The organism is Salmonella sp. A1325, from assembly GCF_056991255.1.
The window spans coordinates 267,598-292,866 of sequence record NZ_JAMLWO010000002.1; the positions used below are offsets into that span (position 1 = coordinate 267,598).

General features: G+C 53.4%; 19 protein-coding genes and 2 tRNA genes. 6 read left to right on the plus strand and 15 right to left on the minus strand.

Features of this window, described 5'->3' with window-relative positions:
* Positions 1 to 36: 36 nt before the first annotated feature.
* The 4 genes from rlmM to NAZ64_RS05230 form a co-directional block, all read right to left on the minus strand.
* Positions 37 to 1,137, minus strand: a complete 1,101-nt coding sequence (gene rlmM / locus NAZ64_RS05215) for a 23S rRNA (cytidine(2498)-2'-O)-methyltransferase RlmM (RefSeq protein ID WP_220569656.1) — start codon at positions 1,135 to 1,137, stop codon at positions 37 to 39.
* Positions 1,130 to 1,525 (minus strand): DUF423 domain-containing protein, encoded by a 396-nt coding sequence (locus NAZ64_RS05220; RefSeq protein ID WP_000203913.1) that lies wholly within the window; start codon positions 1,523 to 1,525, stop codon positions 1,130 to 1,132. Before NAZ64_RS05220 ends, rlmM begins: the two co-directional genes overlap by 8 nt.
* An 18-nt stretch (positions 1,526 to 1,543) precedes the next feature.
* On the minus strand, positions 1,544 to 2,461 hold the full coding sequence (gene gcvA / locus NAZ64_RS05225; protein ID WP_000044409.1) for a glycine cleavage system transcriptional regulator GcvA: 918 nt from the start codon (positions 2,459 to 2,461) through the stop codon (positions 1,544 to 1,546).
* Between the two features lie 346 nt (positions 2,462 to 2,807).
* Positions 2,808 to 3,035: a YgdI/YgdR family lipoprotein gene (locus NAZ64_RS05230; RefSeq protein WP_000750393.1), complete on the minus strand. Its 228-nt coding sequence runs from the start codon at positions 3,033 to 3,035 to the stop codon at positions 2,808 to 2,810.
* 192 nt (positions 3,036 to 3,227) lie between these two features.
* Here NAZ64_RS05230 and csdA point away from each other — a divergent pair, with 192 nt between their 5' ends.
* The 3 genes from csdA to rarD all read left to right on the plus strand — a co-directional run bounded on the left by csdA (position 3,228) and on the right by rarD (position 6,063).
* A complete protein-coding gene (gene csdA / locus NAZ64_RS05235) occupies positions 3,228 to 4,433 on the plus strand; it encodes a cysteine desulfurase CsdA (RefSeq protein ID WP_000991052.1) in 1,206 nt (401 codons plus the stop codon).
* Positions 4,433 to 4,876 (plus strand): cysteine desulfurase sulfur acceptor subunit CsdE, encoded by a 444-nt coding sequence (gene csdE, locus NAZ64_RS05240; protein ID WP_000184198.1) that lies wholly within the window; start codon positions 4,433 to 4,435, stop codon positions 4,874 to 4,876. Before csdA ends, csdE begins: the two co-directional genes overlap by 1 nt.
* 299 nt (positions 4,877 to 5,175) lie before the next feature.
* Positions 5,176 to 6,063, plus strand: a complete 888-nt coding sequence (rarD, locus tag NAZ64_RS05245; RefSeq protein WP_014343890.1) for an EamA family transporter RarD — start codon at positions 5,176 to 5,178, stop codon at positions 6,061 to 6,063.
* 51 nt (positions 6,064 to 6,114) lie between these two features.
* On the opposite strand, the gene tcdA is transcribed toward rarD, so the two are convergent.
* Together tcdA and mltA are read right to left on the minus strand one after the other, a co-directional pair.
* Positions 6,115 to 6,921, minus strand: a complete 807-nt coding sequence (gene tcdA / locus NAZ64_RS05250) for a tRNA cyclic N6-threonylcarbamoyladenosine(37) synthase TcdA (protein WP_000117748.1) — start codon at positions 6,919 to 6,921, stop codon at positions 6,115 to 6,117.
* 109 nt (positions 6,922 to 7,030) lie between these two features.
* Positions 7,031 to 8,128: a murein transglycosylase A gene (gene mltA / locus NAZ64_RS05255; RefSeq protein ID WP_000678626.1), complete on the minus strand. Its 1,098-nt coding sequence runs from the start codon at positions 8,126 to 8,128 to the stop codon at positions 7,031 to 7,033.
* A 207-nt stretch (positions 8,129 to 8,335) separates the two neighbouring features.
* On the opposite strand from mltA, the gene NAZ64_RS05260 reads away from it, so the two are divergent.
* Both NAZ64_RS05260 and NAZ64_RS05265 read left to right on the plus strand, forming a co-directional pair.
* Positions 8,336 to 8,412 (plus strand) — tRNA-Met (locus tag NAZ64_RS05260).
* A 29-nt stretch (positions 8,413 to 8,441) separates the two neighbouring features.
* Positions 8,442 to 8,518: transfer RNA gene (locus NAZ64_RS05265), tRNA-Met, on the plus strand.
* A gap of 109 nt (positions 8,519 to 8,627) precedes the next feature.
* On the opposite strand, the gene amiC is transcribed toward NAZ64_RS05265, so the two are convergent.
* On the minus strand, positions 8,628 to 9,881 hold the full coding sequence (gene amiC / locus NAZ64_RS05270) for an N-acetylmuramoyl-L-alanine amidase AmiC (protein ID WP_000011919.1): 1,254 nt from the start codon (positions 9,879 to 9,881) through the stop codon (positions 8,628 to 8,630).
* Positions 9,882 to 10,113: 232 nt separating this feature from the next.
* On the opposite strand from amiC, the gene argA reads away from it, so the two are divergent.
* Positions 10,114 to 11,445: an amino-acid N-acetyltransferase gene (gene argA, locus NAZ64_RS05275; RefSeq protein WP_000588964.1), complete on the plus strand. Its 1,332-nt coding sequence runs from the start codon at positions 10,114 to 10,116 to the stop codon at positions 11,443 to 11,445.
* 102 nt (positions 11,446 to 11,547) lie between these two features.
* Here the strand turns inward: argA and recD are convergent, their stop codons facing one another.
* The 8 genes from recD to NAZ64_RS05315 all read right to left on the minus strand — a co-directional run bounded on the left by recD (position 11,548) and on the right by NAZ64_RS05315 (position 25,104).
* Positions 11,548 to 13,383, minus strand: a complete 1,836-nt coding sequence (gene recD / locus NAZ64_RS05280) for an exodeoxyribonuclease V subunit alpha (RefSeq protein ID WP_001660909.1) — start codon at positions 13,381 to 13,383, stop codon at positions 11,548 to 11,550.
* Entirely contained in the window at positions 13,380 to 16,925 is a 3,546-nt protein-coding gene (recB, locus tag NAZ64_RS05285) for an exodeoxyribonuclease V subunit beta (RefSeq protein ID WP_220569653.1), read from the minus strand. The genes recD and recB overlap by 4 nt, the downstream gene beginning before the upstream one ends.
* Complete coding sequence (gene ptrA, locus NAZ64_RS05290; RefSeq protein WP_220569652.1) at positions 16,918 to 19,806, minus strand: pitrilysin; 2,889 nt, start codon at positions 19,804 to 19,806, stop codon at positions 16,918 to 16,920. Before ptrA ends, recB begins: the two co-directional genes overlap by 8 nt.
* Positions 19,807 to 19,983: 177 nt before the next feature.
* Complete coding sequence (gene recC / locus NAZ64_RS05295; protein ID WP_220569651.1) at positions 19,984 to 23,355, minus strand: exodeoxyribonuclease V subunit gamma; 3,372 nt, start codon at positions 23,353 to 23,355, stop codon at positions 19,984 to 19,986.
* 15 nt (positions 23,356 to 23,370) lie between these two features.
* The gene (locus NAZ64_RS05300) at positions 23,371 to 23,691 is read right to left on the minus strand and encodes a prepilin-type N-terminal cleavage/methylation domain-containing protein (RefSeq protein WP_000019293.1); all 321 of its coding nucleotides are present in this window, start codon (positions 23,689 to 23,691) and stop codon (positions 23,371 to 23,373) included.
* Positions 23,676 to 24,083, minus strand: a complete 408-nt coding sequence (locus NAZ64_RS05305) for a DUF2509 family protein (RefSeq protein WP_001078523.1) — start codon at positions 24,081 to 24,083, stop codon at positions 23,676 to 23,678. Before NAZ64_RS05305 ends, NAZ64_RS05300 begins: the two co-directional genes overlap by 16 nt.
* The gene (locus tag NAZ64_RS05310) at positions 24,080 to 24,643 is read right to left on the minus strand and encodes a prepilin peptidase-dependent protein (RefSeq protein ID WP_000029153.1); all 564 of its coding nucleotides are present in this window, start codon (positions 24,641 to 24,643) and stop codon (positions 24,080 to 24,082) included. The genes NAZ64_RS05305 and NAZ64_RS05310 overlap by 4 nt, the downstream gene beginning before the upstream one ends.
* Positions 24,634 to 25,104 carry a prepilin peptidase-dependent protein gene (locus NAZ64_RS05315; RefSeq protein ID WP_000744668.1) on the minus strand — a complete coding sequence of 157 codons (471 nt, stop codon included), beginning with the start codon at positions 25,102 to 25,104 and terminating at the stop codon, positions 24,634 to 24,636. The genes NAZ64_RS05310 and NAZ64_RS05315 overlap by 10 nt, the downstream gene beginning before the upstream one ends.
* Between the last annotated feature and the right edge of the window lie 165 nt (positions 25,105 to 25,269).

Below are 25,269 nucleotides of genomic sequence, written 5' to 3' on the forward strand. Positions count from 1 at the left end.
GGCGCTGATGACGCGCCGGATGACGGCAGCGCGTTTTTATCGCTCGTCGCGACGTCCGCCAACAGCCGCCCACAACCGACGCACGTGTACCGTCACCTCTTCGCGATCGTGATAAAGCTGACGCGCCTGGATCTGCGCATTAACGCTATGCTCATCCAACTGCGCCTGAAGATACGCCAGATTATGCGATACCTCTTCATAGCGTTTTTTCATCGGCAGTTTAAGGTTAAAAATCGTCTCCCGACACCAGCCGTTCACCAGCCACTGCGCCATTAACGCGGTGACTTTGGCTGGCTTCTCCACCATATCGCAGACCATCCATGAAATATTATTCCGGTTCGGACGGTACCTGAAGCCATCCTCACGCAACCAGGTCACCTGTCCGGTGTCCATCAGGCTTTGCGCCATCGGGCCGTTATCTACGGAGTAGACCCACATATTGCGCTTCACTAACTGGTACGTCCATCCGCCGGGACAGGCGCCCAAATCCACCGCATACATGCCGTTCGCCAGACGTTCATCCCACTCATCTTCCGGGATGAAAACGTGGAGCGCCTCTTCCAGTTTCAGCGTTGAGCGGCTCGGCGCATCAGACGGAAACTTCAAACGCGGGATGCCCATATAAAACGGTGAATTGTTATGCGCGAACGAATAACCGGTATAGCAGCATCCTGGCGCGATAAAAAAGACATGAACGACCGGACGCTTCGGCGTTTCATAATTCGTCAATACGCCCGCATCACGCAAAGCCGCGCGCAGCGGTACCGTAAATTTGCGGCAGAACTTCATCAGTTCTTTACTTTCATTGGTGTCGGCGACTTCAACGCGCAGCTCGCCGCCCTTTTCCACTACGCCCTGCAACATGCCGACAATCGGCGTAATTCTGTCTTCCGGCGGTAAATGTTGCAGCAGTTCACCCACCACAAACCACTGGCGGGCGAAAATCAACGAACTGAACGGCAGTTCTGAAATCAGCTTTTCGCCATCTTCCGGCTGATAGCATTCATAAATGACATAGCCTGCGTTCTCTTTTACGCGTGCAAAACCAAATATTTCCCGTTTTCCCGCTTTATCGGTAATTTCTGCAGCGCACTCTTTTTCAAACCCCGGACGGCAGAGCAATACAACTTTATTCATGGCTCGCGCCCTTACGTTTCATACGAATAGCGCCAATCAGCAATAGCGCCCAGCCCACCAGGAAACTGACGCCGCCGACAGGCGTGATATACGCCCACAGGCGCAGATGCGAAAGCGCAAGGCAGTACAGACTGCCGCTAAACAGCACCGTGCCCAGCGCCAGAAAAACGCTGCTCCAGTAAAACCAGATGCTGATACGGCGCTGCATCGCCACCGCCAGGCCAAAGATCGCCAGCGTATGGAACGCCTGATATTGCAGGCCGGTCTGAATCCAGCCCATTTCAACCACGCCCAGGGTTTTACTCAAAACATGCGCCCCGAACGCGCCCAGAGCAACGTAAATAAAACCGCTGATAGCGGCGACAATCAGCATAAAACGGCTGGTCATGGTCATACCCTAAGTTAATTATTGTTCGTAACGAAAACGGAATTTTTCTTGCTCCGTCGCCGCCTTCGCCAAAATCCACTGACGGAAGGCGGCTATTTTACCCAGTTCTGCCTGGCTGTCATGACAAACCAGATAAAAAGCATTCTTACTCACCAGAACATCGTTAAATGGACACACCAGTCGCCCGGCTTCAATTTCCGACTGCGCCATAACATTATTCGCCAGCGCGATCCCCTGTCCGTGAATAGCGGCCTGTAGCACCATCGCGCTGTGGCTAAATATCGGCCCTTGCTGAACGTTAATATGGTTGAGCCCTAACTGACGAGTATAGGCCTGCCAGTCACGCCGGGAGGCATCGTGCAATAACGTGTGTTTCGCCAGATCTTCCGGCGTTTTTAACGGTTTTTCGCCTGTGAGCAATAAAGGAGAACAGACGGGCAGTAAATATTCTGCGTATAATTTTTCGACGCGCAAGCCCGGCCAGTTTCCCCGGCCATAAAAAATCGCGACATCGACATCGTCTGCCAGTTTATCCTCCTGACGGTCAACGGCTTGTATCCGAACGTCAATTCCCGGATAAGCTGAGTTAAAGCTGGAGAGTCTGGGCACCAGCCACTGGATGGCAAAACTGGGTGGTAAACTCACCGTCAGCGCCCCTTTGGCACTGCGCGCCTGGAGCTTACGCGTTGCTTCCGTGAGCTGGGAAAATATCTCTTTAATGTCGAGAAAATAGCTTTGGCCTTCTTCCGTCAGCAGCAGCGAACGATTGCGGCGGCGGAACAGTTTTAGCCCCAAAAAATCCTCAAGTGACTTAATTTGGTGGCTTACTGCGGCCTGCGTCACAAAAAGTTCTTCCGCTGCTCGTGTAAAGCTCAAATGGCGCGCGGCAGCATCAAAAACGCGTAACGCATTTAAAGGAGGTAATCGTTTTGACATGGCCTCTGGACTTAATGTCGAATGAATTTAACAAATAGGTAACAATATGTAACCTATTAGTTTTTTTAATCTGAGACATTATAAATTGTCCGTTGAGGTTCTACCAGCAAATACCTATAGTGGCGGCACTTCCTGAGCCGGAACGAAAAGTTTTATCGGAATGCGTGTTCTGATGGGCTTTTGGCTTACGGTTGTGATGTTGTGTTGTTGTGTTTGCAATTGGTCTGCGATTCAGACCACGGTAGCGAGACTACCCTTTTTCACTTCCTGTACATTTACCCTGTCTGTCCATAGTGATTAATGTAGCACCGCCATATTGCGGTGCTTTTTTTTGTATAACAAACGGTTAGTTTTCCAGAGCCACCATCTCTTTCACGTCAGTACGATTGATCTGCTGTTTGTTGCCATTAGCGTCTTTATACGAAATCATACCGGTATCGTTATCGGTCTGGGGTTTACCGTCGGTCACAATGCTACGTCCATCATTGGTGTGCATAACGTAATTAGGACCGGAACAGGCGCTCAGGGCAAAAGTCAGCATACATGCAGAGATAATTGCGGCAGTCTTTTTCATCTTCTTCTCCTTAAAGCTGTTTGTGCTATTTAAAGCGGACTCCGTAACAGGCTTAAACATTCGCCTAACATTATTCAGCATAACCTCCTTTACATAATTCGCCAGGATATACAGACGATTCCGATGGTTAGGACAAACCTTGTATCAGCCGCGCTTTTACGCCACGATCGGTAAACTGAACCGAGGAATATCATGAACGCTTTTAATCCCACGCAGTTTCGCGCGCAGTTTCCCGCGCTAGCCGATGCGGGTGTTTATCTCGATAGCGCCGCCACGGCATTAAAGCCACAGGCAGTCATTGACGCCACGCACCAGTTTTATTGTTTGAGCGCCGGTAACGTTCATCGTAGCCAGTTTGCACAGGCGCAGCGCCTGACGGCGCAATATGAAGCGGCCAGAGCAAAAGCAGCGCGACTGTTAAACGCGCCCGATGAAAAAAGTATCGTCTGGACTCGCGGCACCACCGAAGCGATCAACATGGTGGCGCAGTGTTACGCCCGTCCTCGTCTGCGCCCCGGCGATGAAATTATCGTTAGCGTCGCCGAGCATCACGCCAACCTTGTGCCCTGGCTGATGGTGGCGCAACAAACCGGCGCGCAGGTCATAAAACTGCCGCTTAATGACCGACGTCTTCCTGATGTTGAGCGTCTGCCGGAACTGATCACGTCGCGCAGCCGGATTCTGGCGCTGGGGCAAATGTCGAACGTAACGGGCGGCTGCCCGGATCTCGCAAGCGCTATCAGCGCCGCTCACGCGGCGGGAATGGTAGTGATGGTAGATGGCGCGCAAGGCGCGGTACACTTCCCGGCGGATCTCCAGCAGCTTGATATCGATTTTTATGCTTTTTCCGCTCACAAACTGTATGGCCCGACCGGTATCGGCGTGCTGTACGGTAAGCCGGAGCTTCTTGAGGCGATGTCGCCCTGGCTCGGCGGCGGCAAGATGATCCGTGACGTTAGCTTTGAAGGCTTCACCACTCAAAGCGCTCCCTGGAAACTGGAAGCGGGGACGCCGAACGTCGCCGGGGTCATCGGCCTGAGCGCTGCGCTGGAATGGCTGTCCGATATCGATATTGAACAGGCCGAAAACTGGAGCCGGGGGTTGGCGACGCTGGCGGAAGACGCACTGGCGAAACGTCCGGGCTTTCGTTCGTTCCGCTGCCAGGACTCCAGCCTGCTGGCCTTTGATTTTGTCGGCGTGCACCACGGCGATATGGTGACACTGCTGGCGGAATACGGTATTGCGCTCCGGGCCGGGCAACATTGCGCCCAGCCATTGCTGGCGGAACTTGGCGTCACAGGGACTCTGCGCGCCTCTTTTGCGCCGTATAATACCCAACATGATGTGGATGCGTTGGTTAACGCCGTTGACCGCGCGCTGGAACTGCTGGTGGATTAATGACAAACCCTCTTTATACCGGACACCCGTTCGGCACAACGGTAACGGAAGAGACGTTACGCGCTATCTTTCTCCCACTGACCCAGTGGGAGGATAAATATCGTCAGTTGATTCTGTTAGGAAAACAGCTCCCCGCTCTGCCGGATGAATGCAAAGCGCAGGCGAAAGAGATAGCCGGCTGCGAGAACCGCGTCTGGCTGGGCTTTACCCGATCAGATAACGGAACGATGCACTTTTTCGGCGACAGTGAGGGGCGGATTGTCCGCGGCCTGCTGGCGGTATTGCTCACCGCGGTGGAAGGAAAAAACGCCGCCGAGCTGCAGGCTCGTTCACCGCTGGCGCTGTTTGATGAGCTGGGTTTACGCGCCCAGCTTAGCGCCTCACGTAGTCAGGGGCTGAACGCGCTGAGCGAAGCGATTGTTGCCGCAACGCATAAGGGTTGAAATAGCGTAAATATTCTGTCGCCTGACAGCGCCGTCCGCGGCGGTCAGGCGATGCAGATAAAATAATCCAGTCACTTTATTAGTTTCGGCGTCAGATTTCCCTGATAAACATTCTTTTGATTTTTATCAGCTATCACAATGAAATTACAATGTTAGAATCCATGTTAAAACGGCGTGAAGATTTTAGAGTAAATAAAGCCACTCGATGTAGCGTAGCAGGAGAACTGGAAAATTCATACGCATCGGGTGAAGTTATAACAGGATATGGATAAGTGGAAAAATATCTGCGTAGCGGTACCATGTTTGTGGTACTGGCATTTATATTATGGGGGTTAACACCTTTATATTATCAATATTTATCAGGGGGAAATCTCGCACAAATATTGATATACCGGGTGTTCTGGTCAATTCCATTATTACTGGCAGTAAGATTGTTATTTCGGCAGCGAACGCGATTTCATGATGCATGGAAAGATAAAAAATCTTTTTTCTTCTGCATGATCGCCGGACTTTTGATGATTGTCTCATGGTCATCTTTTATTTATGCGCTAACCCATCATCTGGTACTTGATGCCAGCCTCGGCTATTTTATCAACCCGCTATTTGTTATTGCACTGGGATGCATTTTTCTTAAAGAAAAACTGTCGTTGTTTCAGGCCATCGCCGTTTTTTCCGGTGTCTGTGGCCTGACTTTTCAAATTATCATGCTTCGGCATTTCCCGGCGCTGGCGCTAACCATGGGATTATCATTTGCGCTATATGGCCTGGCGCGAAAGTTTATACATTATGATGTGATGACATCGATAACGATTGAAACATTATGGGCATTGCCTGTCTCACTATTAATTTTTCTCTTTAGCGACACTGGACCAATTATATCCGCTAATACTCCTTTCTTTTTGTATGTTATGACGGCGCCAGTGACAATCATTCCACTGGTATTATTTGCCATCGCGTTAAATCACACCTCGTTGATTGTCACCGGACTGGCGCAATATATAGAGCCGTCTTTACAGTTCTTACTTGCCATTATGATATTTGGCGAGCACATTAATTACGCGGAACTGCTCTGCTTTTGTGCAGTATGGTTCGGGTTGTTTCTATGCATATCTGAAAATTTATATTCCCATTATCTCCGCGCCCGTCTGAAACCGGTGTTCGGCAGGGTACAGCGCTTCTTTCGCTAACAAAGGGCGCAGGGCCGGATACGCGTCTGCGTGACACTCCGCCCCGTCCTTTTATTCTTGTCGCGCCGCTTTAGCCATGATCTTCTTCAGCGCATGGGAAACGGCGACAAAACCGAACGTTGCCGTCACCATCGTCGCCGCGCCGAAGCCAGAGGCGCAATCCATCCGTTTTGGCCCTTCTGCGGTAGCTTTCATCGCGCATACGGAACCGTCCGCCTGTGGGTAAACCAGCGCTTCGGTGGAAAAAACGCAGTCCACGCCCAGCTTACCTTTACTGTTCTTCACTACGCCAAAATTATGTTTCAATCTCTCACGCAGTTTTGCCGCCAGCGGATCCTGGATGGTTTTCGCCAAATCAGCGACCTGGATTTGCGTCGGATCGATCTGCCCGCCCGCGCCGCCAGTGGTCACTAAAGGAACCTTATATCGGCGACAGTACGCAATCAGCGCGGCTTTTGGACGAACGCTGTCAATGGCGTCAATAACATAGGTAAAACCCGCGTTCATATAACCCGCCACATTATCCGGCGTGATGAAATCATCGATAACCGTTACCCGGCACTCCGGGTTAATTTGACGAATCCGTTCGGCCATCACTTCCGCTTTCGCCAACCCAACGTTATCACGCAACGCATGGATCTGGCGGTTCGTATTGGTCACGCAGACATCGTCCATATCAATCAGCGTAATCGCGCCGATGCCCGTACGCGCCAGCGCCTCTGCCGCCCATGATCCCACCCCGCCGATTCCCACGACGCAGATATGCGCCTCAGCAAACCGCTGCAGCGCTTTTTCACCGTACAGACGCGCGGTGCCGCCAAAGCGTTGGCGCCAGGCATCACTTATCACCACTGACATATGACCTCAGAATAAAAAAAGGTGAGGTTATTCCTCACCCCTGCTCACTATTTTCAGGCCCGATAGCGATCGCGTTATCGGGCAATCCGGTTGTCGCAGAATACCACAATCAGCCGCTAAACACGTTACCGGCGCCCGGCGCGCTTTTTAACACCCAGACGCGACCATAGTGATTATACCATCCGGCACGATGCCCGGCATCCGGGCCAATTCCCTGGTAAATATCAAAGTGCTGGCCTTTAATCGCTCCGCCGACATCCAGCGCGACCATCAAACGTAGCTCATACTGACCGCTAAATTTACCGTTGTTATCCAGCAACGGTACTTCCGCCAACAAGGTCGTGCCAGGCGGAATGATGCTGCGGTCGGAGGCGACGGATGCTCGCCCAATCAGCGGTACGGCGCTGGCACCTTTGACCGGCGCAAAAGATTGCGGCTTAAAGAAGACGAACGACGGGTTCTGCTCCAGTAATTCACGCACTTCCGCTTCGCTGTGCTTCTCTCCCCATTCGCGTATAGCCTGCATCGACATATCTTCTTTTTTCACTTCACCGCGATCGATAAGCACTTTACCAATACTGCGATAAGGCCAGCCGTTTTTACCGGCATAACTAAAGAAGTTCAGTGGACTACCGTCACCAAAATCAATATAGCCGCTGCCCTGGACATCCATAATAAAGTTATCCATCAGCGAATTACTCCAGGCCAGGATGTACTTATCGCTCAGCGCGCCTGCATAGATCTGAGCGCGGGACGGTAAGCGTCCGCGTTTTGGCGGCATACTATAGATAGGGTACTGGAACGCGCCCTGGCGCGTATGGCGAGCCTGAACGACGGGCGTATAGTAGCCCGTGAACTGGACGTTACCGTAGTTGTCGGTGCCTTCCATCTGCCAGGCATCAATACCAAACTGGCGCATAGTGCGCGTATCGCCTCCGGAACGTAACCAGTTCTGGACAGCGTTATAGACGTTGCTTTGATTGGTGTATAAACGCGGCGACGCGGAACGGATCTGGTTGACCTGCTCGGCAAAGTCACCAGCATTAATCGGCGCGCCCACCGCGTCCGGCTGGTTTACCAGGGAGAAGGGCTGGGTAAATTTCCCGTCCTTATATTGCTGACCGCGATCGGTCGGTTTTGATGAACAGGCAGCCAGCATTGCCAGCATTACGCCTGTCGCCACATATTTTGCCCAACGTCCTTTCATGGTGTCTCGTCTTCTGCGTAATCGAAAGTGCCCGGTGAAGATAACAAACCGTCCGAAGTAATGAAATGCGATCGCGATCTCATTATGTAAATTCGTTTAAAAATCGCGCTATCTGCGGTGTATTTGCGCAATTCATGAGAAATTAGCGATTTATATGAAAAAAGGGTTGCAACAAAAGCTCAGCGGAGTATAGTGCGCATCCACGGACGCGGGGTGGAGCAGCCTGGTAGCTCGTCGGGCTCATAACCCGAAGGTCGTCGGTTCAAATCCGGCCCCCGCAACCAATTACAATGAGAATGCAAGTTTAGACGGACGCGGGGTGGAGCAGCCTGGTAGCTCGTCGGGCTCATAACCCGAAGGTCGTCGGTTCAAATCCGGCCCCCGCAACCAACTTAATGAACACCCTTACGGGTGTTTTTTTGTATCTGTCGTCTGGTCCGCAACGACAGTGCGGGCAGCATCCTACTTACCCGCGCAATAAACTCGCCGTCATCTCAGGTTAACTTCTTCTCGCCAGCGTCGCCCCATCGGCAAAATACGCTTTAATGCCCGCCAGAATCGACTCTGCGACCTGTTGCTGGAACGTCGCGGTCTTGAGCTTGCGTTCTTCTTCAATGTTACTGATAAACGCCGTCTCGACCAGAATAGACGGAATATCGGGCGCCTTTAACACCGCAAACCCCGCCTGCTCGACCTTGTTTTTATGCAGGTCATTAATTTTACCAAGCTGCTTCAACACCGCTTTACCGAATTTCAAACTATCGGCAATGGTCAGCGATTGCACCATATCGAACATCGTATGGTCGACATAACGGTCACCGCTTTTGCTCACGCCGCCAATTAAGTCCGAGGCGTTCTGCGTTTGCGCCAGATATTTCGCTGCGGTACTGGTGGCGCCTTTGGTCGATAGCGCGAATACGGATGAACCGCTAGGCTGCCGGCTGGTGAAGGCATCCGCATGAATAGAGACAAACAGGTCGGCGCGCTGTTTCTGCGCTTTCGCCACCCGGACTTTTAACGGAATGAAGATGTCTTCATTGCGCGTCATATAGACCTTCATGTTGCCTTCTTTTTCGATCAACGCGCGCAGGCGGCGGGCTATCTGGAGCACCACGTCTTTTTCACGCGTTTTGTATTTGCCTATCGCACCGGGGTCTTCGCCGCCGTGTCCCGGATCAAGCATAATGACAATAGGACGATCGCGCCCCGCTTTACCGGGCTGCGGCCCGCTTTGCGAAGGCGGCACCTGCTTATCCAGATCGCCTTTATTGTAGTCTTCCAGCAGCGCCAGCAGCGGATCCTGCATATCCTGCGCATTGGCAGGATAAAGATCCATCACCAGTCGTTCTTTAAAGCCTGCCACAGGCGCCAGCGCAAATAGCTGCGGCTTCACGTTTTGTTTTAGCTCAAAGACCATACGCACAGTCTTAGGATCAAACTGCCCTACCCTTGCGGATTTGATATACGGATCGTCGCTGCGAATCTGCGCGCCAATGCCTTTAAGCACCGAGTTCAGATTCACATCCTCAATATCTACTACCACGCGGTCCGGGTTACTTAAGGCAAATTGTTTATATTTCAGCAGACGATTCGACTCTACCGTGACGCGGGTATAGCTGGACGCAGGCCAGATACGCACCGCAACGACCTGGCTTACGGCAGCCAGCCCGACCTGGCTCACGCTTAATAGCCACATGGCGCCCGCGCCTTGTAGTAAACGGCGACGGCTGATTGCTGAATTGGCTCCCGACATGCTTCTCCCGAGCAAAAACTAAATAGAGATCATACAAAGTTCATCCAAATTGACCGGAAACTTTAGCGAATGACGCATAATCTGTCATCTATAAAAGGGTAAACATTCTTTTTATATTCACGGCATTACTAAGAAAAGCGATCGGACCGCATAAAATTTACGCTTGCACAGAGGGCAAAAACAGAATAAAAATACGCTAATTTCGAATAATAATTCACTAGTGGGGCGCGCAATGATAAAGGAACGTAAAACCGAACTGGTAGAAGGGTTTCGCCATTCAGTTCCCTATATCAACACCCATCGCGGAAAAACCTTTGTCATTATGCTCGGCGGCGAAGCCATTGAGCATGACAATTTTTCCAGCATCGTTAGCGATATCGGGCTACTGCATAGCCTCGGTATTCGCCTTGTCGTGGTGTATGGCGCGCGACCGCAAATCGACGCCAATCTGGCCGCGCATCATCATGAACCGATTTACCACAAAAACACGCGGGTGACGGACGCCAAAGCACTGGAGCTGGTGAAACAGGCCGCCGGTTTACTCCAGCTTGATATTACCGCCCGTCTGTCGATGAGTCTGAACAATACGCCGTTGCAGGGCGCGCACATTAATGTCGTCAGCGGCAATTTCACCATTGCGCAGCCGCTGGGCGTTGATGATGGCGTGGACTACTGTCATAGCGGCCGTATCCGGCGCATTGATGAAGATGCGATCAACCGCCAGTTGGATAACGGCGCGATCGTTCTGATGGGGCCGGTCGCCGTCTCAGTGACCGGCGAAAGTTTTAATCTGACCTCAGAAGAGATTGCCACTCAACTCGCCGTTAAACTGAAAGCGGAAAAAATGATCGGTTTCTGTTCTTCTCAGGGCGTTACCAATAGCGAGGGCGGCATCATTTCTGAACTCTTCCCGAATGAAGCGCAGGCGCGGGTGGAAGAGTTGGAAGCGCAGGGCGATTACAACTCCGGAACCGTACGTTTTTTGCGCGGCGCGGTAAAAGCCTGTCGTAGCGGCGTTCGTCGTTGCCATCTGATCAGCTATCAGGAAGATGGCTCGCTATTACAGGAACTGTTCTCGCGTGATGGTATCGGTACGCAGATCGTCATGGAGAGCGCCGAGCAGATCCGCCGCGCCACCATCAACGATATTGGCGGTATTCTGGAGCTTATCCGCCCACTGGAACAGCAGGGCATTCTGGTACGCCGTTCCCGTGAACAACTGGAGATGGAGATCGATAAATTTACCATTATTCAGCGCGATAATATGACTATCGCCTGCGCGGCGCTGTATCCTTTTGTGGAAGAGAAAATAGGCGAAATGGCCTGCGTAGCGGTACATCCGGATTACCGCAGCTCATCGCGTGGAGAAGTGCTTCTGGAGCGGGTTGCCGCCCAGGCGCGGCAAATGGGGCTGCGTAAATTGTTTGTGCTGACGACGCGCAGTATTCACTGGTTCCAGGAGCGCGGTTTTACGCCTGTCGATATTGAGTTACTGCCTGAGAGCAAGAAAAAAATGTATAACTATCAGCGACGTTCAAAGGTGCTGATGGCGGATTTAGGATAACAAGGTGGGCCTGATGGCGCTGCGCTTATCAAGCCTACGCTCGAAAGCATCATTTGGAGGCCGGATAAGACGCTACGCGTCGCCATCCGGCGAGAACTCGTCTTATCCGGTACGACTGACTTCATCAAATAAGGTGGCTAACCCGCTGCGCCGTTCCGTACGCGTCACAATCGCGCCTGCCAGGATCCGTTCATCGGCATACAGCGATAACCGCCGCCGCGCCCGCGTAACAGCGGTATACACCAGCTCCCGCGTCACGACCGGCGAACGCTGGCTGGGTAAAATCAGCGCGGCGTGATCAAATTCAGACCCCTGTGATTTATGTACCGTCATCGCCCAGGTTGTATCATGTTCCGGCAGACGGCTGGGCTGAACGGACTTGATCGTGCCGTCCGGCATCACAAACCAGACGCGTAACCCCTGCCCGCGATCGAGCGCAATACCAATATCGCCGTTAAATAGCCCCAACGCGCTATCGTTGCGCGCAATCATTACCGGACGCCCTTCATACCAGCGAGAGTGCGGATGCCGCTGAATTTTTCGTTGCTGCACCATCGCCTGCTCAATGCGGTCATTCAGTCCCCTCACGCCAAATGGGCCTTCGCGCAGCGCACAAAGCAGTTGATACTCATTGAAAGCCTGAAGGATTGCCTCCGGCGCCGCTTTTTCATGCAGCAACCGCAGGTAGCGCCCATAGCCCGCCAGCGCTTCATCCAGCATCCCGGCATAATCGTCGCTGCTTTGCAATGTACGCTTCTCTATATCGCTAAACCCCTGCTGAAAAACAGCCTGGATTGCCGACCTGTCGCCGCAGTTAATCGCCGCCGCCAGCTTGCCGATGCCAGAATCGCTGCCGAAACGGTAGCTCTTTTGCAATAAACAGAGGCTATCGCGTAAAGATGCGGCTTGCGTTCCGGCCCCCGCCGGAATGGCGCTCCCTGTTAGTCGACTTAGCTGTCGGGCGCGTTCCGCCGTAAACCCTGCGTTGACATAGGCGCAAATATCGCCCAACACAGCGCCCGCCTCAACGGATGCCAACTGATCGCGATCGCCAAGAAAAATGACCCGCCCGTGCGGCGGCAGCGCGTCAATCAAACGTGACATCATCGGCAAATCAATCATTGATGCTTCATCGACCACCAGCACGTCCAGATGCAGCGGGTTGCCCGCATGATGGCGTAATCGCTGGCTGCCGGGCTGTGCGCCCAGCAGTCGGTGCAGCGTACTGGCGTCCTCCGGTATACGCTTTTTCTGCGCATCGGTAAGAGGAAGCTGACGCAACGCCGCGCCGAGCGACTCCGTCAGGCGTGCGGCCGCTTTCCCGGTCGGTGCCGCCAGCCGGATACGGCAACGTTCGCCATCCGCCATTTGAATTAATGCCGCCAGCAGCTTCGCGACGGTGGTGGTTTTACCGGTGCCGGGACCGCCTGAAATCACGGAGATACGGCGAGTTAGCGCTACAGCGGCGGCCACCTTTTGCCAGTTCACCTCGTCTGTCGGAGGGAATAGCGCGTCCAGAATACGGGATAACTGATCTTCATCTACGGCGATGGCCTGGTTAACCTCGTTAAAAAAGCGCGCAACAGTACGCTCGTTGCACCACATGCGATTCAGGTAGAGGCGATCGCCGCACAGAATTAACGGCGCGGGGCTATCGCCGCAGCTAACCGCCGCAGACGCCAGTAACCGCTTTTTCCAGTCAATTGGCGTAGCCGTTTCGCTTATCCAGGCGACCAGTAAGGGATGCGCCTCCTCCGTTAACGTTAAACGCGACAACGGCAGACACACGTGACCTTCACCTGCGTCATGACTAAGCAGCGCTGCCGCCAGCGTCACGGCGGGATCGTCGTTACCGGCGACGGTTAAAGCAAACTGGGCATCAATGGGCCGTAAGAGTTTTTGTTCAACGGCCTCCAGCAACCGCTCCTGGATTGTCATTGCGCCTCCTCACTCATTTCACCTGCAAACATATCATCCAGTTGGTTAATTAACGCCGCCGCAGGACGAGTGGTAAAAATACCCTGCTGCGGACGTTCGCTATCCACCCCGCGTAAAAAGAGATAGATGACGCCGCCGAAATGGCGTTCATAGTCGTAATTCGCCATTCGATGACGAAGGTAACGGTGCAATGCCAGCGTATAAAGCTGGTACTGCAAATCATAGCGATGCGCCTGCATCGCCGCAGCCATCGCCGTCTGGGTATAAGCGGCGCTATCCTCGCCCAGCCAGTTAGATTTATAGTCGAGCAGGTAATAGCGCCCCTCATAACGAAAAACCAGGTCGATAAAGCCCTTTAACATGCCGCGAACCTGCATAAAATCCAGAGCAGGGCAACCTGCTGAAAGCGGGTCGTATCGACGAATCAACGCATCCAGCTCTCCGGCGGTAAGCGGCTGGGCAATCGGCAGATAAAACTCCATTTCGACCTGTTTTTCACGCCCGGTCAGCACGCTCAGACTAACGCCCGTCTCGTTAAGGGGAACGTGTAACACGGTGTCCAGCCAGCGGGTAAGTACGGGCTCCCATCGCGTTTCAAAACCACTCAGCTCCAGTTTTTCCTGTACCCATTGGGGGTTTATCGGTTGAGTAAAATCAAGCTCTTCAAACAGGCTGTGCAAAAATGTTCCCGGCGATGCCCCGCGAGGAAAGTGATGCGGCGTCATTGCCGGCGCTTCCGCCGCTTCGCCAACGCCTGCGGCGTCAATGTCGAGACGAGGAATAAGATCTTGCGCCACGCTATGTCCCCGCTGCTGCAAACCGGAATAACTGGTGACGCGCCAGCTATCATAAAGCAGGCGTTGCAGCGTTCTGGCGCTGAGTTCCGCGTGCGATGCAGCGGCAATTTGCCAGCGGTCGTTATCCGTATTGCCTGGCGTTCGACACACGATATCCTCGTCGCATAGCGCCTCAATACAGGCGCGAAGGCCTGCGGCATCCATCGGTTCGCCTTTTTGCAGGAGTCGCCCAAGCGCGCTTTGGTGCACATCCGTCTCGCCTTTCTTATCGCTACGACGCCGCACCAGCGGCGCGACGCCGAGGCTGCAATGCCACACTGCACGGGTCAGCGCGACATAAAGTAGGCGCAGGTCTTCCGCCAGGCGTTCGGCTTCCGCCAGTGCTATGCTCTCTTCGGCGTGACTAAGGTCCAGCACCGCCTCGTAGGAGTGCCTGTCGTGATAAAAAGCCTGGTCCTGCACGCGGAAATGGGTGATAAAAGGTAGCCAGACTAGCGGGTATTCCAGACCTTTCGATTTATGAATGGTGACGATTTGCACCAGATGCTTATCGCTTTCCAGACGTAGTTGCTGGCTGGAAGCATTACTATCGGGTTCAAGGATATGTTGCGCCAGCCAACGCACCAGCGCATGTTCGCTTTCCAGCTGCGAACCGGCTTCCTGTAATAGTTCGCTAATATGCAGAATATCCGTCAGCCGACGTTCGCCTCCCGCTGTCGCCAGCAGGTTTTCAGCAATATTGCGCGCCGACATTAACGCGCGCAGCATAGGCATGACGCCGCGTTTATGCCAAATCTGCCGGTAGCCATCAAACTCTTCAACAACCGCATCCCACGCATTTTCATCATTGTTAAGCGTTTCGATATCCAGCGCGGTAAGGCCCATCATTGATGTCGCCAGAGCGCTACGCAGCGTATTCTCACGTTCGGGCGCCATCACCGCCTGCAACACCCACAGCATTTCCTGCGCTTCGAGCGTTTCGAATACGCTGTCGCGGTTAGAAAGATAGACGGAGGGGATCGCCAGTAAGGTCAGCGCATCCCGTATCAGCGCGGCCTCACGCCTGCTGCGCACCAGCACGCTGATATCCGAGGCGCGAACGGGCCGCGACGAATCGCCATTCGTCAGCAGCGCGTCGCCCGTTTGTCCGGCGCGCAGCCAGTCGCGAATTTGCGTGGCGCACACCTGCGCCATATAACTTTGATAATCACCCGAACCGCAGCTTTCCCCCTCCATTAGCCACAGGGTCATCGCCGGTTGAGGCGCGTCATTCACTTTAAATTGCAGCGACTGGTTTCTGGGCGCAAACTTTACCGGACTGAAGGGAATATCGCGGAACATAAAGGCGTCGTTCATCTGACTGAACAGCTTGTTAACGCTATTCACCATCCCCGGCGCGGAGCGCCAGTTAGTGTCAAGCGTATAGTGCGCGCTCACTTCGCTGCGAGCCTTCATGTAGGTAAAGATATCCGCGCCACGAAACGCATAAATCGCCTGCTTAGGATCGCCAATCAGCAATAGCGCCGTATCGGGTTGATGTCGCCAGATACGGCGAAAAATACGGTACTGTTGTGGGTCGGTATCCTGAAATTCATCGATCATCGCCACCGGAAAACGGGTACGAATCGCCGTAGCCAGCGCCTCGCCGCTTTCACTACGCAGCGCGGTATCTAAACGGCTGAGCATATCGTCAAACCCCAGCTCGCCGCGCCGTCGTTTTTCCTGAGCCACCGTTTCACGGATCTCTGAGAGCGCTCGGGTAAGAACCAGATCTTTAATCGATAGCGGTTCGCCCAACAGGTTATCAATGGCGACAAACAATGGGTGCTGGGGCGTCACGCCGCCAGCTTTGGTGCGCTCAGCTAAAAAACGCTGTGAAAATTTTCCCAACGCCTCGGGTAATTGATAATTTTTGGTCTCTTCTTGCGCCCACGCGGTGATCTTTTCGATCCATTTCGCCTGATTGCCGCGGTTGAATTTTCTGCGATCGATGCCGGATGATTCGATTAGCGCGTCCAGCTCGCTAACCGCCTCACACCACTGCTGCTTCACCTGGTTGATGCGCGCCAAGATCTGTTCATGACGCGATGCCAGCGTCTCCTCCTGCGATGGCGGCGCTTTAATGACCGGCGCTTCGCCCTGCAGATAACGATCGATATCCTTTAAGAGCGTCTTCGGCCCCTTCCATACGTCAAACACCACCTGCGCGATGTCGCGCGGCAGCGGATAGCAATGACGCCGCCAGAAATCGGCGCAGGCCTGATAACGCAACAAAGATTCGTCTTCAATAAGCTGTTGCTCAAACAACATACCGGATTCGAAAGCGTTCAGGCTGAGCATACGCTGGCAAAAACCGTGGATGGTAAAAACCGCGGCCTCATCCATTTGTCGTTCCGCCAGTAATAACCACTGCGCGGCCTGCTTTTTGTCGCTAATTTCTTCCAGCAAGCGGGCATACAGCGGATTATCCGTGCTTTCTCGCAGACAGGCGATGCGCAACTCATGGATATTACTGCGAATTCGCCCACGCAGCTCTTCAGTGGCGGCCTCCGTAAAGGTTACCACCAGCAGTTCTTCAACGGTCAACGGACGGGGAAATGCGGCACTGCCGCCCAGACCGAGCAATAACCGCAGATACAGCGCCGCGATAGTAAACGTTTTGCCTGTGCCCGCTGATGCTTCAATCAGACGCTCGCCTGTCAGGGGCAAGCGCAGAGGATCAAGAGTCTCGGCGACATCATTCATTCTTTTCGCTCATTAGAGGTAACGTTTGCTGCAATGCGCTGACGTTATCCCACACTTTCCAGCCTGTCGGATGCACGTATTCTGCTTTTCCATTCTGGCTACCGGCAATCTGTGACAATATTGCCATACCGTGTGGTTCCACCACCGCCTGGTGGAAGAAGTCGGCAAGCTTTTGTGGCGTCAGCAATTTTATCTGAGCGATGATTTTATCACGCGAGTCAAAGCGCATATTACCCCGATCGAAATCCTTGCTTAAACGGGATGCTTCTTCGCCCAACGTTTGCGGCGCCTGGCGCATTTGCGTAATGATCGCCTGCTGAATTTGGGCGAACTCTTCCGGCTTCATCGCCCTCAGCTTCGCCTCGGCGTCAGGGAAAAATGCCTGATAGCGTTGCCACAGGTAAGAGGGCTGTTTATCGTTGCTCTGTAGCAGGAATCCCATTCCCCACTGACGGCCAACGCTCATCGGAAAGGCGAAAACGGCGTATCCCAGTTGCTCTTCGGTTCGTAGCTGATTGTAAAACCACGGTTGAACAATCTGACCTAACATCGCGCTGTAGGCGGCGCTGACGTACTCGTCGTAGCCGACCGGGACAAAGACCGCGGCTAACGCGGAGTCGGTGCTACTGCCCGCTTTTTCAAATATTACGGACTGCTTTTTCTCAACCACCACGTCTTTGTTGCGACACCACGCCGATCCGTTCGCCGCGAGCTGTTTTTGAACATCTTGCGCCAGAGAGGTCGCCTGGGCTTCGCTCATATTCCCTATAACCAGAAATTCCGGACGAGCGCCCGTTTTTAACGCATTACGATAGGCCATTACCTCTTTCAACGTAATGGACGGCAGCAAAGCGCGACGTTCATCACGGGAAAAATAAGGCACCTGCGAAATCATCTGCACCGGCATAATCGCCTGCTCGTAGGCTTTTCCCTTCTCCGCAGAATCCATCATCTGCGTATACCAGGATTTCGCCTGCGCCAGCTGTTCTTCCGTGGCGTCGTAGCTAAAATATCCTTCCAGCAACGCCAGGAAAAGCTGCGGCAAACGCTGGGTATAACCGTTCGCAGTGACCATCAGACCATTGTTGGCGTTAGTAGAAAAGCTAATGCCGCCCACTGCCGCCTGGTTGCTGAGCTGATCGAGCGCCATTCCCGCCAGATAATCATTAAGGGCGAACAGTACCTGATTGCGGGCGCTGTCCATCGCCTGCGGGTTACGCAATACCACGCTCACGTCAGCTTTTGGCTCGCTGGCGAAATAACGACTCGGCGCATAAACCACGCGCAAATCCGCTTTATCGACAATCAGTTCTGGCCGCACGTAGTTTTTGTCATTCTTCACAAGCGTGAAATCATCAGGAATATAGGGGTTTAACTCCGGCAGCGACAACGCAATGCCCTGTGCTTTTTGCTGCCAGTTTTTAAACGTCTGTTCGCTAATCTTATCGACCTGATAAGGCGCATCCACAAAATACGCAATCTTATTATGGGGTTCCTGGGGACTGATGTACCAGATGCGCGCATTCTGCGGCGTCATCATCGCCAGGCGATTTTTGATAGCGGCAGGATCGTAACGATCGGCGATATTCGCCGCATCCAGCGTATGCGCTACCGGGACGCGGATCATAGTGTCCGCCAGCCATTCGACATAGTCCATATCGCGGGTAATCGACGGATAGCGGAAGTCGAGATCCAGCACATGCGCCAGCTCGTCAAAGTAACGTTTATCTATCCCTTTTTCACGTAACGTATTGAGATAGCTAAAGATAGCTGCGACGACTTCATCACGATTGGCCAAACCTTTATCAGTCAGCGTTGCCGAAATGGCAAATACGCCGCTGTTACCATTAACAATCGGATCGGAATCCGCGCTAATACCTTCGACCAGTCCTTGTTTTTGCAGCCAGTCAGAGAGCGTCCCCGGGCTACGATTGCCAATCAGATAAGAGACCAGTTCATCGGTCTTGCTGCGGAACTGCGCGCTATTGTTATCAATACGAAACTCCACGCGCAACACTTTACGCGGTAGCGCCGGCACGTAATGAATAATGATGCCCTTCTGCGCCTCGGTGATGACAGGTACGTTAATTTCCGGTTTTTTAATCTGTTTATTCGGCACGCGACCATAGGTTGCGGCGGCAATACGCGCCAGTTCCGGCAAGGGTTTATTACTGTAAATCACCGCCTTCATCAGATTAGATGAATAGTATTTTTCATGAAAAGCGATCAGCGCCTGTTGCACCGGATTGCCCGGCTTATCGCTTAGCGTTTCCAGATTGCCGCCTGAAAAGTGCGAGCCTGGATGCGCCGGGTTAATGGTTTCGGCGCTTACCTGCGCCATACGCATACCGTCGCGGGTGCGCGCCATCGTCAGCTCGGCATTCACCGCGTTTCGCTCGCGTTCGGCGTACTTTTTATCGAGCAATGGCGCGGCAATGGCGTCGGCCAGGCGATCTACGGCGCCTGGAAGCGCGTCGTTTTCAACCTCCAGGTAGAAGGCTGTTCGATAAGGCGCGGTGCTGGCGTTGTGGCTACCGCCATGTCTTTTAAGGTATTCGGCAAGGCTATCCGCCTGCGGATATTTTTTTGACCCCATCAGGCACATATGCTCAAGATAATGAGCAAGCCCTTGATGAGCCTCAGGATCTTCAAGCGATCCAACGGGCACCACTAACGCAGAAAGAGACTTTACAGCCTGCGGATCGGATACCAGCAACACCACCATGTCATTATCAAGACGTATCGCCTGATACTGCCGGGTATCTTTATCGCTTTTACGGATAGTTTCTTGCAGCGGTTGCCAACCGATATCCGCCTGAACTGCAGGCCCCCAGAGGGCGACCAATAACAATAACGCTTTGAACCAGGTGCTGCGGGGCATTCACGGACCTCATCATTAACTTTCATTCCCACTCATCTGTATGGTCACGTAAACCATCGACCTGAGCAGAACGGGATATTATTGTGCTGAACCAGGCAGCATCTTTTTATCAGTCATCAGTCCGTGACGAAGAGCGCATCATAGTCGAAGCCTTTTAATTGCGCGATTTTCATACAATCAACGAGACTGATTAAAACGAAACAGCGGTAACAGGTAATGTCGGGACTGCGCAATGATAGCCTGCAACGTTTCAGATTCCAGCTGACGCCAAAGACGTTGATACCAGATATCTTCGCCTTCGCCGCTCACCATCATGTTGCCTTCATAAACCAGTAAAAACTTTGTCCTGGCCTTCTGTAAGGTATCATCATCGTCTAACATGACATCATTTTCAGCGTCATAACAGGCTTTTATCCATGCGCCGCCGCTTTCCGGCAGTACCAATAGCGGAGAAGACATGCCTTCCCGGTAGCCTTCAATCAGTTGCGCCAGGTAAGCCATTGCCTGCGCTTTATCAAGTGGCGGAAATCGCCATTCTCCCTCTTTGCGCAAAAACAGACGACTTTCGCCACTCCCGCCGCTGGCACAATAGACAAGGTGTTCCAGCCAAAGTTGCACACCTTGCGCAACGCTGATTAAAGCGGGACGCCAGCGCAATAATCCATCCTCCTGTACCTGCGGTAGCCAGCCGGTTAGCTGAACGCCATTGCAAAGCAGATCCACTTCCAGGCTTTGGCTCGGCTTACGACAGGCGATGACCCGGCTTGCCAGTTGCTGCATCTCCTGGCATTGCGCATCCCAGAATATTTCGCCAAACGCGCCGTAAGGCAACTCTCCCGCAGCCCGGAAACGGCGGAACAAGCGTTCGGCGTCGTCCTCTTCAACCAGCGTATTGAGCAACTGTTGGTTAAGTTGATATCGCGTCAATCCCTCTAATTCAAACGGTTCCGCATCAGGAATCTCACTCTCTTCCGAGCGGAAATTAACCTGAAGCCGCATCTGAAAAAATGCGCGTACCGGATGGGCCCAAAAACGCTGCAGACTTTCCAGAGTCAATGTTTCCGGCATCGTAAAAGGAAGCGGCTGCACAAAGTCAGAATGCGCTTTTCCCGACTGACTCGCCGCGGGCAACCACTCTCTGGCATAACTTTGCTGTTCTCCGGGTTGGTAATTTTGCGCATCAAAAGGCATACGGGTATGCAGACGCGTAATATGCGCTTTGACTCGTGCTTCGCTCTCATCACAGGTCAGCGTTTCGTCGCCCGGCAAATAGTGGCTTTGTCCGATGTAATCCACCAATTCTTGCACCAGTACAGAGGGAAAGCGTTCGCTATTATCCTGGATGGAGCGACCGATGTAGCTGATATACAGCGTCTGCTGCGCCGAGATTAACGCTTCCAGAAACAGATAGCGGTCATCGTCGCGACGGCTTCGATCCCCGCGCATGGGTTTTTGGCTCATCAGGTCAAAGCCCAACGGCGCAAGCTGGCGCGGGTATACGCCGTCGTTCATTCCCAGCAGGCAAACGACTCTGAACGGAATGGAACGCATCGGCATCAGCGTACAAATATTGATGGGGCCCGCCAGGAAGCGCTGGCTAATACGTTCCTGATCCAGACGCTGCGCCAGTTCATCCCGCAGTAGCGAAATCGGTACCGCGTCGCCATATTCCGCCGCGACGCCTTCGGCGATAATGGCCTGCCACTGCTGTTCAATCAATGTCATTGCCGCTTCCGTGTCCGCATCGGGCAGGAAGAAATCATTGAGCATATCGCGACAAACGGGCAACCACTCTTCCAGCGGTCGCTCCTGCGCCAGACCGCGCCGCCAGATATTAAGCTGCATCAGCAGCGAAGCCAGATGCCCGACCAGCTCAGCAATCAGACCGCTGGATTCGTCATAAGGCAGAACCGACTGCCACTCGCCCTGGGCGCTTTCCATGGCATACCCCAGCAGCATACGCGTCAGGCCAAATTGCCACGTATGCTGCCCCGTGGCAGGAAGTTCCAGCTCGCGCACGTTGTCATCGTCAATTCCCCAGCGAATGCCTGACTCATTGACCCACAAGCGCAGATAACGCAGCCCTTCTTCGTTGATCGTAAAGCGGGCAGCCAATACCGGTACGTCTAACAACGCCAGAACATCCTCGGAGACAAAGCGGCTGTCCGGTAACGAAAGTAGGCTGATAAATGCCTGTAACACCGGATGTGACTGACGCGCCCGCCGATCGGAAATGGCATAAGGCAGATAGCGCTCCGTTGGCGCGCTACCAAATACCGCCTGGATAAACGGGCTATAGCTGTCAATATCAGCCACCATAACGATAATGTCGCGCGGCGTTAGCGTCGGATCGGCTTCCAGCATCGCCAGAAGGCGATCGTGCAGTATCTCCACCTCGCGCTGCGGGCTGTGACAAACGTGAAAAGAGAGGCTGTTATCTTCGGGATCGAGCAGACGCTTATTGTCGCTGCGCGAATACTCCTCAAGGTTTACGCCCGCCACCGCATGGCTTTCCAGTTCAAGAATATCCGCCTGAATCCGATGCAAAAGATTATCTGGCGTAATATCAACAAACGCATCCAGCTCCTGGCTGTTTTCCAGTTCAGATAGCAGGTAGATATAATCCCGCCCCAGTTTTCCCCATGAGGCCAGTAGCGGATTACCGATATCCTGTTCACCGTCGCTGTTAAATAAGGCTTCCGGATTCTGGTTTTCACGGAACAACGGTAAATGACGGTCTTCAAAACTATGACGACGCTGGCGAGCCATGAGTTTTGCCAGCCAGGCTGGGTCTTTAATGTCCCCCCAGTAATACCGACACGGATTAGTAAAAAGGAGATGAATTTCAATATGTTTGCCCAGCGCCTGCAACGCTCTGAGATACACTGGCGGTAACGCGGAAATGCCGCAAATAAAAACGCGGGACGGCAACCCTGGCGGGCAGGCGGTCGCGCTTTCCAGCGTTTGAATAAAGCGTTGGTAGAGATTGGCGCGATGCCAGCGCGGCTGCCCCAGCGCGGCGGTATATTCCACCAATGCTTTCCACAGCGGCGCCTGCCAGTTTTGCGCCTCCCCCAGACCTTCCACGGTTTCTCCCGCCTCCCACTGCGTAAGCCAGTCAGGCCGATAAACCAGATACTGATCGAACAGGTCAGCGGCGCGCGCGGAAAGCTGAAAGAGTTTGCGTTTATCAGTGTCGTCGCTCAGATAATGGCGCAGCAGTACAAACTCATCCTTATCCAGCAACTGCGGCAGCAAGGTCATCAGTTTCCAGCTCATGCTTTGTTTGCTGAAAGCGCTTTCTTTGGGGATATCCGGCAACACGCGGACAAACATCTCCCAGATAAAACTCGCCGGTAACGGAAAAGCGATATTCGCCGCAATACCAAACTTTTGTGAAAGGGTCATCTGCAGCCACTGCGCCATACCCGTGCTTTGTACCAGAATCATTTCTGGTTCAAAGGGATCATCCAGCCGCTCGCGTTCGACGATGAACTCCATCAACGCTTCCAGCACATCCAGACGATTGGAGTGGTAGACCCTTAACATAATTACTCCTGACGATTAACGATTTGGACAATGCAAGCGCGTCATCTGCCCCTGCCTGCCAGAGGGTGAAACCATCGTGACGCTGATGCTGACACATCCCGATTGCATTGTCTGCATCCGGTTGGCCTTCCACCCTTCAGCAGGCGAAAATGGATACAGCGCCGTTTGCTGCCACGCCTGCCGCCAGATCTGGAGATACTGGTGTCGTAATGCAAAACTGTGCATTAATACCCGCTGATAGCCTGACAGCGCGGTGACGATCATTACCATTAGAACCATCGCCACTAAAACTTCCGGGAGGCTAAACCCGCGTTGTAAATTCAGGGGATGCGACATAACGCCACCTCTTTTAACGGACAAAAATCACTCCAGCCGTGGGGAGAAAAGACAATACTTCCCTGAATGACGTTGCCCAAACGCCATAACGTCATGCCGTCATCTTGCGCCGCCATCACCACCTCATCCCCCGATAATCTCCGCAAACAGACTCTTGCTCCTGAAGAGGAATAGCGCCGACATTCCATTTCGGTTACGCCTGACCATAGCTGCCCCCGCCCCCATTCCAGCGCCGACTGTACGAGCGCCTGGCGTTGTATCGCCATGCTCTGCGTCGTCACGCGGGCGGCATAGCTGGCCTGCTGCTGATTTACGCCTTGCAGTAGCAGACTACCCAGAATCAGTATTAAAAGCGCCAGTATTATCGAAGAAGCGCCACGTTCCCGATTCACAGATTAAATCCCGTTACGCTGTATTGCGCGTCAATAACCGTCTGAGGCTCGGCTTTGCTGGCGCCGCGCAGATGCAGCATGAGCACTGGCGAGAATCCCGTTATATCCCGGCGCTCAACGGTAAACGCCGTGATGAGTACCGTATTGGGATCGGTCATTTTTTCCCATCCCTTACCCTGGCAAGATGTTGCTCCGCGTAATGTCTCCAGAACGTTATCCTTCACACGAAACCCGGTCTGGTCGGCCTCTTTCGCCGGTATGGTATCCCAGACACCGTTATTATTCCCGTCCCACTGAACGATGACGCATTGCCCCTGTTCGGCAAGATGTAACCCTTCGCCAATACAGTGGCCATGACAGTAACCCGCACGTTGAAGATGCTTCGCTACGGTATAGGTTCGCTGCCAGATTTCATCTTCCAGCGATAACTGTCGCGTGTTGTGCCAGATCTCACGCTGTAGCGCCGGTAAAAATCGTGCGGACCCAAGCAGTAAAATGGAACCTATCGCCATCGCCAGCACAACCTCCAGTAGCGAGAACCCCCGCGTGGTTATTGACACGTGGCGGCCTCGTTACGCTCGCATAGCCTGATTCGCCCCCAGGAGGAGACGACCAGACGCCACTCTCCGGCAGCGTTTTTCAGTACGATGTGCCCTGCCCATGCCGTATTGCGCAGGCCAAAGAAGGCTAACGACGGCGTGATATCGGCAAGGACGACATCACGCCAGTCGGGCGTAAACACAAAGGGGGAAGATGGCGTACACGATGTTTGCGTAGCAACAGAGCTGACAAAGCACCATGAACCACCTTCGCTGACCACGCGAAGAATGTGATCGCGGTTATGCCAGTGAGCGTCCTCACGAAGTTGCAGCAGGTAATCCCGCACCTGACATGCGGTTTGCCACAGGCGCTGTTGCTGCTGCCAGCGTTGCCAGCCATAAAGTCCTGTGGCGCTGAGAATGATAATGAGCGACATCGCGACCACCGTTTCAATGAGCGTATAGCCCTGTTGTTTTTTCATATCGGCAGTATGGCGGGCGGGGAAAAAATAACGAGCGCCAAATACAGATTGTTCGGCGCGTTACGGAAAAAAGTTCATGTCTTGCAGCGCGTTGCAAAATTTCAGGAATCCGCGCCGAAGATTGAGACTAAGGGTAAAAAAAACCGACGCGCGATGACGTCGGTT